This is a genomic window from Mesorhizobium erdmanii (assembly GCF_013170725.1).
Lineage (GTDB): Bacteria > Pseudomonadota > Alphaproteobacteria > Rhizobiales > Rhizobiaceae > Mesorhizobium > Mesorhizobium erdmanii.
Window position 1 is genome coordinate 1657821 of sequence record NZ_CP033361.1, and the last position, 13253, is coordinate 1671073.

Annotated in this window: 11 protein-coding genes and 1 tRNA gene; 3 read left to right on the forward strand and 9 right to left on the reverse strand. The window is 63.4% G+C overall.

Features of this window, described 5'->3' with window-relative positions:
- Positions 1–5: 5 nt before the first annotated feature.
- Positions 6–893, reverse strand: a complete 888-nt coding sequence (locus EB233_RS08025; protein WP_064992404.1) for a DMT family transporter — start codon at positions 891–893, stop codon at positions 6–8.
- A gap of 151 nt (positions 894–1044) precedes the next feature.
- Positions 1045–1920, reverse strand: a complete 876-nt coding sequence (gene gluQRS / locus EB233_RS08030; protein WP_064992403.1) for a tRNA glutamyl-Q(34) synthetase GluQRS — start codon at positions 1918–1920, stop codon at positions 1045–1047.
- A gap of 75 nt (positions 1921–1995) precedes the next feature.
- Between gluQRS and EB233_RS08035 the strand changes: the two genes are divergently transcribed.
- Together EB233_RS08035 and EB233_RS08040 are read left to right on the forward strand one after the other, a co-directional pair.
- On the forward strand, positions 1996–2637 hold the full coding sequence (locus EB233_RS08035; RefSeq protein ID WP_064992496.1) for a DNA-3-methyladenine glycosylase family protein: 642 nt from the start codon (positions 1996–1998) through the stop codon (positions 2635–2637).
- Between the two features lie 128 nt (positions 2638–2765).
- Entirely contained in the window at positions 2766–3323 is a 558-nt protein-coding gene (locus tag EB233_RS08040) for an HNH endonuclease (protein WP_008874122.1), read from the forward strand.
- A gap of 191 nt (positions 3324–3514) precedes the next feature.
- On the opposite strand, the gene EB233_RS08045 is transcribed toward EB233_RS08040, so the two are convergent.
- Both EB233_RS08045 and EB233_RS08050 read right to left on the reverse strand, forming a co-directional pair.
- Entirely contained in the window at positions 3515–4033 is a 519-nt protein-coding gene (locus EB233_RS08045; protein WP_027054044.1) for a disulfide bond formation protein B, read from the reverse strand.
- 31 nt (positions 4034–4064) lie between these two features.
- On the reverse strand, positions 4065–4649 hold the full coding sequence (locus EB233_RS08050; RefSeq protein ID WP_064992402.1) for a YqaA family protein: 585 nt from the start codon (positions 4647–4649) through the stop codon (positions 4065–4067).
- A gap of 214 nt (positions 4650–4863) precedes the next feature.
- Between EB233_RS08050 and EB233_RS08055 the strand changes: the two genes are divergently transcribed.
- Positions 4864–4948, forward strand: a tRNA-Leu gene (locus tag EB233_RS08055).
- A gap of 139 nt (positions 4949–5087) precedes the next feature.
- On the opposite strand, the gene EB233_RS08060 is transcribed toward EB233_RS08055, so the two are convergent.
- The 5 genes from EB233_RS08060 to secA form a co-directional block, all read right to left on the reverse strand.
- Positions 5088–6260, reverse strand: coding sequence for a YncE family protein (locus tag EB233_RS08060; protein ID WP_064992401.1), 1173 nt, complete (start codon positions 6258–6260; stop codon positions 5088–5090).
- Complete coding sequence (locus EB233_RS08065; protein ID WP_064992400.1) at positions 6257–7093, reverse strand: creatininase family protein; 837 nt, start codon at positions 7091–7093, stop codon at positions 6257–6259. Before EB233_RS08065 ends, EB233_RS08060 begins: the two co-directional genes overlap by 4 nt.
- Positions 7094–7214: 121 nt before the next feature.
- Positions 7215–8495 (reverse strand): GNAT family N-acetyltransferase, encoded by a 1281-nt coding sequence (locus tag EB233_RS08070; protein ID WP_064992399.1) that lies wholly within the window; start codon positions 8493–8495, stop codon positions 7215–7217.
- Positions 8495–9895 carry a lipopolysaccharide biosynthesis protein gene (locus EB233_RS08075; RefSeq protein ID WP_064992398.1) on the reverse strand — a complete coding sequence of 467 codons (1401 nt, stop codon included), beginning with the start codon at positions 9893–9895 and terminating at the stop codon, positions 8495–8497. The genes EB233_RS08070 and EB233_RS08075 overlap by 1 nt, the downstream gene beginning before the upstream one ends.
- A 411-nt stretch (positions 9896–10306) precedes the next feature.
- Entirely contained in the window at positions 10307–13039 is a 2733-nt protein-coding gene (gene secA / locus EB233_RS08080; protein ID WP_064992397.1) for a preprotein translocase subunit SecA, read from the reverse strand.
- Between the last annotated feature and the right edge of the window lie 214 nt (positions 13040–13253).

Genomic DNA, 13253 nt, shown 5'->3' on the forward strand with positions numbered 1-13253 from the left:
GGCTGTTAACTTCGCAACTCTCTCTTTGCCTGCCGCGCCGTTGCCAGGCCGACGCCGAAGGTGGTGATCGCCATGCCGACAATCTGCAGCGCGTTGAGGTGCTCGTCGAACAAGGCCCAGGCGATGATCGCCGTCACCGCCGGCACCAGGTAGAACAGCGAAGCGACTTTCGACATTTCGCCGTCGCGGATCATCACCATCAACAGGAAGATGGCGCCGAGCGACAGCACCAGCACCAGCCAGGCCATGGCGAAGATCAGTTCGCCGTTGATGACGACGGTGTGCGTTTCGAAGGCGAGCGCGGCCAGGATCATCAGCGCGGCGCCGCCGACATATTGCCACATGGTAGCCGCCACGAGGTCGCCGCCGGAGGCAAAGCGCTTCTGCCAGATGGTGCCGGCGCTCATGCCGAGCACCGAGACCAGCGAGGCGGTCAGCGTCGCCGTAGTGACGCCGCCGCCAAGCGCCCCGAGCTTTGGCCACACGACGATGACGATGCCGATCAGGCCGATGCCAAGGCCAAGCCAATGGCGTGGCAGGATGGCCTCGCCCAGGAACTTGCCGGCAAGTACCGCTGTGATCAGCGGCTGCAGGCCGACGATCAGCGCTGAAAACCCGGCCGGCATGCCCCTGTGGATGGCCCAGAAGACGGCACCGAGATAGACGCCGTGCATCAGCACGCCGGCGCCGGTGGCGTGCAGCGCCTCCTCGCGGGTGGCCCGCTTCGACCCCAGCACCAGCATCAGTACGGCCAGCAGGATAGCGGCGATGACGAAACGCGCGGCAAGGAAGGTGAACGGCTCCGCCCAAGGCATGGCGTAGCGCGCGCCGATGAAGCCGGTCGCCCACAGGACAACGAAGGTGGCGGGGATGAACCGCTTGATGCTGTGCATTTTCCGGAAACCGCGACGCTGGTGAGACCTGACCGTGGCGTTGCTCTAGTCCGGTTCAGCCGGGCGCGCAAAATGAAACGATTGATCCATGCATCACGGGAATTCAATCGCTGGTGAAGGCCCCCCGTGTTTTTCCCGGAATTTAGCCGGATCAGAGGCCAATCATCCGCCTGATGTCGTCAGGTGTCGCGCCGGCTCGGCGCAGCGTGGCAAGTCCGGTGTCGCCAAGGCTCTTCGACAGTTTTCGGCCGTCAGGCCCGAGGATGAGCCGATGGTGGAAGTAGGCGGGCCGCGGCAGGCCAAGCACTTCCTGCAGCAGGCGCTGCACGCCGGTGGCGGAAAACAGATCCTGGCCGCGCACGACATGGCTGATGCCTTGCAGCGCATCGTCCATGACGACGGCGAGGTGGTAGCTGGTCGGGATGTCGCGGCGCGCCACGATCACATCGCCCCAGTCCCGCGGACGGGCCTCGACCGAACGCGTCGCCGATAGCGTCTCGTCGGTGAATTCTGCCCATGCGAGATCCCTGCCGACACGCGCCATGACAGCATCGGTATCGAGCCGCCAGGCGAAGGGTTCGTTATCGGCGATGCGCCGTTTGCGTTCCTTCATCGGCAGCGCCTTGTCGGACGGGGGGTAGAGCGGCACGCCGTCGGGATCGCGCGGCCAGTCGCGCCCGCGCTTTTCGCTGCCGGTGATGAAAGCCCTGATGTCGCCACGGCTCATGAAGGCGGGATAGACCAGTTCCTCGCCGATCAACTGCTGAAGCACCGCCTGGTACTCGCCAAAATGCTCGGACTGGCGGCGCACCGGCTGTTCCCAATCAAGGCCCAGCCATTTCAGATCGGCGAGCACGCCGGCCTCGAATTGCGGCGTGCAGCGCGCCATGTCGATATCCTCGATACGCAGCAGCAGGCGGCCGCCGCCGGCCCTTGCCAGCTTCTGGTTGAGCAGCGCCGAATAGGCGTGGCCGAGATGCAGGTCGCCATTGGGGCTGGGCGCGAAGCGGAATGTCAGGAGCGTCATGTCTCGAGCGGCAATCGGGTTGTGCTGCGGTTTTGACCGTTGCTACTTTGCGGCACATTCGCGGACAAGGATATCATGCAACGCATCGCGACACTGGACGACATTGCGCGCGGGCTCGATGCGCTTTGCATCATCGATCCGCGCCTGGAAAAGGTGCGCGGCGTGGCCGGCGAAGTGCCGCTCAGGCTATCCGAGCCGGGGTTCAGGAGCCTGGCCTCGATCATCGTCTCGCAGCAGGTCTCCCGGGCCAGCGCCGATGCCATTTTCGGCCGGCTGACGAAGCTCGTCGACCCGCTGACGCCGCAGGCGATCCTGGCCGCCGGCGAGGACACTTTTCGCGAGGCCGGCCTGTCGCGACCCAAGCAGCGCGGCCTGATGGCGGTTGCCCAGGCCGTGGCCGACGGGCTCGACCTCAATCATTTGTGTTCGCTCGATGCAACCGAGGCGATCACGACGATGACGGCCGTGCCGGGTATCGGCCCCTGGACGGCGGAAGTGTACCTTCTGTTCGCCGCCGGGCACCCCGACATTTTCCCGGCGCGCGATGTCGCGCTGCAGAGCGCGGTCGGCCATGCGCTCGGCATAGATCCGCGTCCGCCGGAGAAAACACTGATCGCCCTGGCCGAATCATGGAGCCCGTGGCGAGGTGTCGCATCGCGGCTTTTCTGGTCCTATTATCGCGAAACCAGGGGCAGGGACGCCGCGCCGCCGTCCTGAATCCGCAAAAAAGCATAAAAATCGAGGGTTTTTGACGCTTCGGGCAAACGACAATCCGCTTCACATCCCTGTCATGTCGGGCTTACAGTATCCGCGCCGTTCGGGTCTAGAACCAAGGAGGTAAACACGTGACGGTTGCCGTATCTCCGGATGGGCTTCCAGCACTGGTGCTGAATGCGGATTACCGTCCGCTCAGCTATTACCCCTTGTCGCTCTGGTCCTGGCAGGACGCCATCAAGGCGGTGTTCCTCGACCGGGTGAACATCGTCGCCGAATACGAGCACGCGGTGTCCTCGCCGACCTTCTCGATGAAGCTGCCGAGCGTGGTCAGCCTGAAGGCCTATGTGAAGCCGTCCAGGCACCCGGCGTTCACCCGCTTCAACGTCTTCCTGCGCGACCGCTTTCAGTGCCAGTATTGCGGCACGCCCGAAGATCTTACCTTCGATCATGTCATTCCCCGCCATCGCGGCGGCGCCACGACCTGGGAGAATGTCGTTGCCGCCTGCTCGCCCTGCAATTTGAGGAAGGGCGGCATGATGCCGGCGCATGCCAAGATGTGGCCGCTGCAGAAGCCGTACCAGCCGACCGTGCATGACCTGCACAACAATGGCCGGCTGTTCCCGCCCAACCATCTGCATGAAAGCTGGATGGATTATCTATACTGGGACGTCGAACTCGAACCATAGAGTTCGGCACAAATTCGCCATGCTGGCCGCCTGACGCGGCTTTCTGCGCTTTCGGTTCTACTGCGTCGCAGTAGAACCGAGCTCACGTACTTCAGTACGCTCCGCTCCAGTTCTCGAAAGCCGCGCCATTCGACTCGGCCTTCCGAATTTCTGGCTGCCGAATTTCTGGACGAACTCTGCGCCGCGCCGATTCAATCACGGGCCAGCGCGCCGCGGAAGGCGACGGCCGCCAGTATAAGGCTGGCGATGGCGTTCCAGCCGGCCAGCGACAGGCCCAGTATGCGCAGGGCGGCCTTGTCGCAGGAGGGCGGCACAAATTTGTCGAGCGCGTCGAGAACGCCCTTGCCGCCGGTATCGACCGGCCCGGCGCCCGCCGTACAGTCGGTCGGCCCGGCCCACCACTGCCATTCGACACCGGAATGGTAGACGCCGAGATAGAGGCCGTAGAGCATCAACAGGCCGCCGACAGCCAGCAGGCCGCGCGTCAGCCAGGCCGGCGCGCGCAGCATCGAGGCAATCACCGCCAGCACCATCAAAGGCGCGCCGACATAGTAGGGAGTGCGCTGTTCCAGGCAGAGGTGGCAAGGGATATAGCCGCCAATGTACTGGAAGCCGAGCGCCGAACCGACGGTCGCGGCCATCGCGACCGCGAGAAACAAAGCTGCCCGCGTTCGCTGGCGTCCGGTGTCGGCAGTCATGGTCGCTGTCATGGTTCTTTTGTCCGTTGAATTCGTCGGCCGCCTAAAATGCGTATCTGACGAGAATATAGAGCAAAATCAGGGCAGCGGCGCCGGCCCCGACAATCAATCCCAAGCGCTTTTCGATGAACTCCCGGATCGATTCGCCATAGCGGCGCAGCAGCCAGGCCAGCAGCAGGAAGCGGGCACCGCGCGCCAAGATGGCCGAGACGACGAAGACAACAAGATTGACGTGAAGCGCCCCGGCCAGAATAGTGACCACCTTGATCGGCGGCAGGTGCGCAGCGCCGGATGTTACGAGCAGCACCAGCATCAGCCCGGTGCCGGACGACTGCCACTTCTCGAAAGTGGCAATGCCGCCGAAGTGCTCCAGGATAGGCCGTGCTATCGCGTCATAGGCATAGTAGCCGATCAGCCAGCCGGCAATGCCGCCCAGAACGGACGCAACAGTGGCGGTCAGCGCGTAGCGATAGGCACGTTCGGGGCGCGCCAACGCCATGGGCAGGAACAGGACGTCGGCCGGTATGAAAAACACCGAGCTTTCAACGAAAGCGATGAAGGCCAGCCACCATTCCGCGGATTTGCGCGCCGCCAGCGACAGGGTCCAGTCATACAGTCCGCGAAGCATCGGCTCTCCTATGCGTGTCGCCCAAAAGTCCGCAGATGCCCGAGGCAAAAGCATGCGCCGCCTGTCTAGAAAGATTTTCCGCGCTGCACAATGGCAGCACTGTCACCAAATCAAAAGGCGAAGATTGGTCGCAGCCGGGGCAACTGAGAATTGGCCAGTTGACGAACAGGCCTCCAACCGTATAGTCCGCGCCCATCCAGGCCGTCCGGCCTGAGCCCCTATGGCGGAATTGGTAGACGCGCTCGACTCAAAATCGAGTTCCGCAAGGAGTGCTGGTTCGATCCCGGCTAGGGGCACCACCCTTCGCTCTCCGAGCTTCGGATGGCGAGCCACTCGCTGACGTCGTAAATATCGCGCACTTGCCTAGGGCTGCGGCAGGCCTTTTCCGCAACCGGCTGCGACACGCGTTCGAGGCAGGCCTCGTGGTGAAATGCCGCCCTACCGCATGTTGCCGGTATGACCCTGCGAGTATCTGCCGGGCTGAGGCCAGACCGTCAGTCCATGAGGCTCGACGCCAACCGGGATCTTCGTGACAGCGCCCGAAATGGTGTCGATCATGTAGACCTCGCTGTCGAAGCGGCCGGACAGCCATAATTGCTTGCCGTCGGCGCTGACATTTCCCATGTCGGGACTGCCGCCACCCGGTATGGGCCATTGCGCAACGACCGAACGGGTGGCGAAATCGATGACGGTCACGCTGCCGGGCCCCTTTGCACGGCCTTGCTCCATCTTGTGCGAGCCGCGGTTGGAAACGTAGAGCTTCGTTGCGTCACGGCTGACGACAAATCCATGCGTGCCGATGCCGGTGGCGATGAAGCCGATCTCGGAAAAGCTGTCTCCGTCGATCAGGAACACGCCGTCGTTCATCATGTCGGCGACATAGAAGACCTTGCCGTCGGGGGAGAGCCTGACGTCCTGCGGCATGCCCATCTTCGACAGTGCGAGGTGGCCGAGCACCTTCTGATTTTTCAGGTCGACCTTCAGAAGGCCGCCGGCGCCATATTCGCAGGTGAAGATGGCATAGGCGTTGTCGGGGGAAAAGTCGGCGTGATTGATGCCCGGGCAGGTTGGCGTCGGGATGGTTGATTTCAGCGCCATGCTCTGCGGATCGCGCAGGTCGAGCCGCTGGTAGGCTTCATCGACAATGATCGCCGAACTTCCATCTGGCATGAAGTATATGTTGTAGGGGTCATCGACCGGAATTTCGTGACCCGCCTTGGCTGTCTTGGGGTCGATGGGTGTCACGCTGCCCTTGCTGGTGCCGCTGGCGTTGTTGGCGACCCAGAGCGTCTTCAAATCCCAGGACGGAACGACGTGCTGGGGTCTTATCCCGACAGTGAACCTATCCACTTCCTTCAGCGTCGTCGTGTCGATGACAGATACGCTGTTGGACGAACGGTTTGGCACATAGACGCGCGGCAACGCGCCGGCGGTAGCCGGGCTCAGATGATCGGCCGTCGTCTGGCTGTAGATGTTGACGGGATGGCGATAAGCCGGCGGCTCGCTGCAATCCTCTGGGCATGAGCCAGCCGAGGCCGGCGCCGACAAGAGCGCGAGCGACAACACGAGCGGCGCGCAGAAGCTCGTGAAACACCAGTATGTCTTGATCATTTGGGCGGCTGCTTTGCGATGAATCCGCGGATTGCTTCGGTCGTGCCATTGACGATCAGATCCACGCCGATCTGGCCAAACTCGGCCGATGATCGTGCCGGGTCGCCACCATAGACGCCGTCGCTGGCATCGAGCTTCGGCGTGGCCGCGAGCCGGTCCTTGCGCACCATGGAGGGATCGATGGCAAGCATGAGCGATGTGTCGGCCAGGCCGGCATGCGTCCCGATCTCCGGCCGCGTCGCGCCGGCCGACAAAAGCTTGTCGATGTAGGCGCCCTGGGTGATCTGGTAGTATTCGCGCGCCGCAAAGACCCGGACCGGGGTTTTGCGCCATTCGGCATTCAAGCGATCGGCAACATGGCTCTCATCGGCTTGATAGCCGCCATGGTCGCCGATCAGGACGATGGTCGTGAAGCCGTGGAGCTTGAAGCTGCGGGCCGCGGATTCGAGCAGCTGCTCGAAGGTCTTGTCGCTGATGGTGATCGTTCCAGGAAACCGCATATGGGCGGTCGGCGGATCGATGCTCCCTTCCGGCACATAGGAGATCACCGGGGCAACCAGGGCGTTGCCCAACTGGCTGGCGATCTTTCCAGCCAGGAATCTGACCCGTACATTGTGCTTGCCCAAGGCCATGGCAGGACCGCTCTGTTCGGTGCCGCCTATCGGGACAATGATCGTGGTCGTGCCGGCGCCGACAAGATCGCGCAGTTCGGTCCAGGTCTTGTCTTCGAGGAAGACCGACCCATTGGCGGCGTTCGCTGCCGACAAGGGAGCCGACAGGGCCCAAACTGCGACAGCGGCGCTCGCGAAACTGAACCTGTGCCGTGCGATCATTCCTGCCTCATACGTCACACCGGTACGGGCAAAGCCGCGCGCCGATTTGTGGAGTTTTGCGATTGCCGTGAGCCGCGTGACGTCGGCTGCCTATGCTGTCGCGGTCGTTCCGGATCATGGATTATCGCCGCCGCAACAAACTCTTCATGCGGTTGCGCAGCAGGCGGGCTATGTTCCGGGTCTCGCGGTAGAGATGCAGCTGCGAGGCGGCTTGCCGCGCCAGGCGGTCGGCGTCCGGCGTCAGCCCGATCACCAACGTGCCGATCGGCTTGCGTTCGCTCCACAGCCTGCTCATCACCGGATGGTCCGGCACCGCGCAGGAATCGGTCATCATGATGTTGGGATCGTCGAGATGCTGCCTGGTGACCTCGATCATCAGCAGCGTGCCGGGCGAATAGGCAGCCAGCGTCTCGTCATAGGCCGTCTTCCAGGTATAGGCGACGCCGGCCTCGACGAAGACGATCAGGCAGGCGATGGTGCGGCCGTCGAGCGTCAGCGAATGGATGCGGCACATGTCCTGCTCGGCGAGCCGGTGCACGGCCTCGCGGGCAAAGGCGGCGCGGAAGCGGTCGATCGCCATGGCGGTGCGCTCGCGGCCTTTCCAGCCGGACGCTTCCAGCGTCAGGAAGCCTTCGATGGCATGGCGGATTTCTTCCGGACCGCGCGCCACCAGATGCTCCAGCCTGCCGAGGTCGGCAAGGCGGCGCTTCAGGCGCCGGAACTCGCGATAATGGTGCGAGCGCAGCGAAGCCTTCAGATAGTCGTCGCCATCGGCCTGGCTCTCAAGAACCGGGCGCATCGTCTGGCTGGTCGGGACCAGCGTCAAGCCACGGGTCTCGGCGACTGTGCCGATCAGGCTCGCCACGGGACCATCCAATCTGATGTCGGGCAGGACGAACACTTTCGGCAACTTGAGGTGTGGGCGTGACAACATCGAGAAGAAATCCTCGACGACCCCGACCGGATCGTCGCGGTCGATGAGCGGCGTGCCGAGCGGACCGAACGGGCTTGCCCAGGTGCGCATCACCGGTACGCCGAGCGGCACCACCGGGCGCTCCACCGAAATCGGCACCAGCAGGCGCAGCCGGTTGCGGTATTCGTCGCCGTCGCGGATCACCGCCAGCCGCACCTCGCGATCCTCCAGCCGGGGCATGGCCGGCGCCAGGAAGCGCGGGTTGAAGAAGACGTTGGGCTCGATCGTGCGGGCGCAGAGATAGTCCAGTTCCTCGACCAGGTCGAAGCCGGCGGACGCCGGATAGATGGCAAGCTTGCGCTCGGGCCGGTTGTTGGCGAGGATTTCGATATGGGCGGGGTCGGGGTCGCGCGCCAGTCCGGCAAGGCCGGACACCATGGCGCCGGCGGTGCCGCCGCTGGTTTCCTCGAGCAATGGGATGGCGGCCATCAGGCGGCTCCTTTGGCTGGCACGAAGATCGCCATGACGATGCCGAGCTTGCGCCACACCGTGAAGGACAGGGCGCTCGCCTCGAAGATCATGGCAAAGGCGGTGGCCATGGCCGCGCCCCACAGGCCGAACATCGGGATCAGCACCACGTTGAGGCCGATGTTGAAGGCCAGTGTCATGGCATAGACGGCGGCGCAGATGTTCTGGTTCCCGCTCATGGTCAGCAGGCTTTCGCATGGACCGACGGCGGCGCGCGCCACGACGCCGAAGACGAGCAGGAACAGCAGTGGATAGCCCGACGTGAATTCCGGGCCGAACAGCACCAGCATGGGTTCGCCAAGCACCAGCACCAGCAGCGCCATCAGCAGCGAAGGCCAGAAGGTCCACGACACGGTCTCGCGGGCAAAGGCGGCGAGTTTTTCCGGCTCGCCATGGGTGAACTGCGCATAGCGCTGGGCAACGCCGGCCTTGACGGCGAAATAGACGAAATGCACCAGCGCCAGCGTCTTGACCGTGGCGAAATAGACGGCCACGTCATTCGGATCCATGTAGGCGCCGACCATCAGCACGTCGGCATTGGTGAGCAGGAAGAAGAAGCCTTCGACCAGGAAGATCGGCAGCGAGACGATGAACCATTGCGCGAAATGCACCTTCATCGGTCCGGCCGGAATCTGCCTTTCCATGCGGTGCGTGACGCCGATCAGCTGTGCCAACGTGGTGACATAGGTGGCGGCGATCGAGGCGAAGATCGCCGTCCTGGCATCGGCGGCGTAGCCGGCACGGAGCATCAGCGCCATGAACAGCAGGATGAGGACGGGCCGGATCAGGTAGGTTGGCGACAGGGCGAACAGCGCCCATGAATTGGCGCGCGCCTGGCCTTGCAACAGATCCGACACCGCGATCATAGGCAGGCAGATGACGCCGAGGATGAACGGTATCACGTAGTAGTTCTCGATCCATGGCGCCGCCAGCCAGACGCCCAGCGCGCCGAGCCCGGCGATGGACGTCGAGGCGATCAGCACGAACAGGCGGCTGGCCACGACGATGCCGCGCAGCTCGTCCATCAGGCCGCGCTCGCGATATTCGGGAATGAAACGGATGACCGAGGTATGGAAGCCGAGGCAGGCGAGATTGCCGACGATGACCATCGTCACCCAGACAAGCACGAAGATGCCGTATTCGAACGAGCCGATCCAGCGCGCCATCAGCACCTGGCTGATGAAGGCGATGACTGCGCTGACGATGCGGATGGAGAAGGCGATGACCGACATGCGGCCGGCCTCGCCGCGTTCATCGGCGGTGAAAAGCACGGCGTCGATGCGGCCAAGCAACGGCTCCACGCGCAGCGCCAAACGCTGCGGCAGGAACCGCCCGGCTGTCGTGGCCGCGGAGAAGCGCACCCCGAATATTCTCCGTTTTCCGCCTCTTTTTCAGGCTTTGGTGTAGCGGAGACACCTTAAGAAACGGTTGGGTGAGGAGCAGTCCGCGCAGCGGACGAACAGCCAACGATTTGGCTTTTCGAGCGACGAACGCCCGGAGCCATAGCGGAGGGCCGGCAGGCGCCTAAGTGGGTGAAGCCAAGAAACCGCTTTCCCAGATCCGCCGTGTTGCGGACACCAACGGCGATACGATTAGAGCGAAATAGGCGGAATCTTGAAAGTAGCGCCGCCCCTCATCCGCCCTTGGGGCACCAACCCTTCGCTATCGCTCCGGGGGTTCGTTATTCGAAAAGCCAAGCAATTGGTTTTTCGTCCGCTGCGCGGACCACGCCTCACCCCCTTGGACCGGGGAGAAAGAAGAGCGCTACGCCTTTACGCGAAAGCGCCGTGGCAGTGCTTGTATTTCTTGCCGGAGCCGCAGGGGCAGGCTTCGTTGCGGCCGACCTTGCCCCAGGTGGCCTGGTTGTTCGGGTCGCGGTCTTCGGGGGCGACGATGACGTTTTGATCCTGGCGCACCAGAAGGGCCGTTTCGCCGCCTTCGAAATCGTTCTCGCCGGTGGTGCCGTCAATGTGCGTGCCGAACATGTCGGGTGCTTCCGGAGGCGGGGCTTCGGCGGCCTGGCGGACCAGCTCGACGCGCATCAGCTGCGCGGTGACAGCCTGACGCAGATTGCCGAGCATCGCCTGGAACAGCTCGAAGGCCTCGCTCTTGTACTCCTGCAGCGGATCGCGCTGGGCGTAGCCGCGGAAACCGACGACCGAGCGCAGATGGTCGAGATTGACGATGTGCTCGCGCCACAGATGGTCGAGCGTCTGCAGCACGACGGAGCGTTCGACATAGGTCATCACCTCGGGACCGAAGCGATCGGCGCGCTCCTTGGCGGCGGCGTCGGCGGCCTGCGTGATGCGCTCGCGAATGTCGTCCTCGGCGATGCCTTCTTCCTTGACCCAGTCCTCGACCGGGAGGTCGAGATTGAGGAATTCGGTGACCTCGGCCTTCAGGCCGGCGACGTCCCATTGCTCGGCATAGGCGTTTTCGGGAATGGCCTTGGCGACGATCTCGTCGATGACGCCCTCGCGCATTTCGGCGATGGTCTCCGACAGGCCTTCGCCGTCCATCAGCTCGATGCGCTGCTCGAACACCACCTTGCGCTGGTCGTTGGAGACGTCGTCATATTTCAACAGGTTCTTGCGGATGTCGAAGTTGCGCGCCTCGACCTTCTTCTGCGCCTTTTCCAGCGCCTTGTTGATCCATGGGTGGATGATCGCCTCGTCTTCCTTGAGGCCGAGCTTCTGTAACATGCCGTCCATGCGCTCGGAGCCGAAGATGCGCATCAGATCGTCCTGCAGCGACAGGAAGAATTTCGAGCGGCCGGGGTCGCCCTGGCGGCCGGAGCGGCCTCTGAGCTGGTTGTCGATACGGCGCGATTCGTGACGCTCGGTGGCGAGCACGTAGAGGCCGCCGGCGGCGAGCGCCTTTTCCTTCAGGCGCTCGATGTCGGCGTTGATTTCCTTCTCGCGCGCCTCTCGCTCGGGCCCCGCGGGCATGTCGCCCAGTTCGTCGGCGATGCGCATCTCGGCATTGCCGCCGAGCTTGATGTCGGTGCCGCGGCCGGCCATGTTGGTGGCGATGGTGATGGCGCCGGGCTTGCCGGCCTGGGCGACGATAGCCGCCTCACGCTCGTGGTGGCGGGCGTTCAGTACCTCGAAATCCTTGAAGCCTTCCTTGCGCAGGCGCTCCGCCAATTGCTCGGACTTCTCGATCGAGGTGGTGCCAACCAGCGTCGGCTGACCCTTGGCGCTGGCCTCGCGGATCTCCTTGACGATCGCCTTGTACTTCTCCTCGACCGTCCGGTAGACCTCGTCGTCCTCGTCCTTGCGGATGACCGGCAAATTGGTCGGGATCTCGGTGACTTCGAGGCCATAGATATTGCCGAATTCCTCGGCCTCGGTCAGCGCCGTACCGGTCATGCCGGACAGCTTCTTGTAGAGGCGGAAGTAGTTCTGGAAGGTGACGGAGGCGAGTGTCTGGTTCTCCGGCTGGATCGCCACATGCTCCTTGGCTTCCAGCGCCTGGTGCAGGCCTTCGGAATAGCGGCGGCCGGGCATCATGCGGCCGGTGAACTCGTCGATGATGACGATCTCGCCGTTGCGCACGATATAGTCCTTGTCGCGCTGGAACAGCCGGTGCGCTTTCAGCGCATTGTTGACGTGGTGGACGATGGCGACGTTCTCGACGTCGTAGAGCGACTCGCCCTTGAGCAGGCCGGCATCGCGCAGCAGGTTCTCCAGCTTTTCGGTGCCTTCCTCGGTGAAGATCGATGTCTTCTGCTTCTCGTCGATCTCGTAATCCTGCGGCTGCAGCTGGATGATGAAGGTGTCGATGGTGTTGTACATTTCCGAGCGGTCCTCGAGCGGACCCGAAATGATCAGCGGCGTGCGCGCCTCGTCGACCAGGATGGAATCGACTTCGTCGACGATCGCGTAATTGTGGCCGCGCTGCACCATCTGGGCGCGCTCGTACTTCATGTTGTCGCGCAGATAGTCGAAGCCGAGCTCGTTGTTGGTGGCATAGGTGACGTCGGCCGCGTAGGCGGCGCTGCGTTCCTCGTCGGAAAGACCGTGGACGATGACGCCGACCGAGAGGCCGAGGAATTTGTAGACGCGACCCATCCATTCTGAGTCGCGGGTGGCGAGATAGTCGTTGACGGTGACGACGTGGACGCCCTTGCCGGCGAGAGCGTTGAGATAGACCGGCAGCGTCGCGACCAGGGTCTTGCCCTCGCCGGTACGCATCTCGGCGATGCCGCCATTGTGCAGCACCATGCCGCCGATCAACTGGACGTCGAAGGGGCGCATGCCGAGCACGCGGCGTGCCGCCTCGCGGGCGGTGGCGAAGGCCGGGATCAGCAGGTCGTCAAGGCTGGCGCCGTTGGCGATATCCTGGCGGAATTTTTCCGTGCGCCCGGCGAGTTCGGCGTCGGAGAGCGCCCGCATCTCGTTTTCCATGGCGTTGATCGCCTCGACACGGGGCCGGGTCGATTTGACCCGACGGTCGTTAGAGGAACCGAAAACCTTACGGGCGAGACCGCCGAGACTGACCATCCAATGGCCCTTTCGATAGAATTCTCAATCTTGAGACAGGCGCCGGCCGGCCCCATCAAATCCGCGTGAACGCACCGCCTGAATGCGGGCAAACACAAAAAGCGCCCGGAAAACGGTTCTGGACGCAAAGTCGTTGGACAGATAAGAGGGGGCTCAACTGATGTCAACGCCGCGCTGGCCCTGCCGGTCGCGCCAAATTCCGCCACAATCTGGC

What these genes read in the sequence shown, in the direction of transcription:
- EB233_RS08070 (WP_064992399.1), bottom strand. Translation starts at nt 8,495, where the DNA reads ATGGCCGCCATCCCATTGCTCGAGGAAACCAGCGGCGGCACCGCCGGC.
- EB233_RS08065 (WP_064992400.1), bottom strand. Translation starts at nt 7,093, where the DNA reads ATGATCGCACGGCACAGGTTCAGTTTCGCGAGCGCCGCTGTCGCAGTT.
- EB233_RS08060 (WP_064992401.1), bottom strand. Translation starts at nt 6,260, where the DNA reads ATGATCAAGACATACTGGTGTTTCACGAGCTTCTGCGCGCCGCTCGTG.
- EB233_RS08025 (WP_064992404.1), bottom strand. Translation starts at nt 893, where the DNA reads ATGCACAGCATCAAGCGGTTCATCCCCGCCACCTTCGTTGTCCTGTGG.
- EB233_RS08035 (WP_064992496.1), top strand. Translation starts at nt 1,996, where the DNA reads ATGCAACGCATCGCGACACTGGACGACATTGCGCGCGGGCTCGATGCG.
- gluQRS (WP_064992403.1), bottom strand. Translation starts at nt 1,920, where the DNA reads ATGACGCTCCTGACATTCCGCTTCGCGCCCAGCCCCAATGGCGACCTG.
- EB233_RS08045 (WP_027054044.1), bottom strand. Translation starts at nt 4,033, where the DNA reads ATGACAGCGACCATGACTGCCGACACCGGACGCCAGCGAACGCGGGCA.
- EB233_RS08050 (WP_064992402.1), bottom strand. Translation starts at nt 4,649, where the DNA reads ATGCTTCGCGGACTGTATGACTGGACCCTGTCGCTGGCGGCGCGCAAA.
- secA (WP_064992397.1), bottom strand. Translation starts at nt 13,039, where the DNA reads ATGGTCAGTCTCGGCGGTCTCGCCCGTAAGGTTTTCGGTTCCTCTAAC.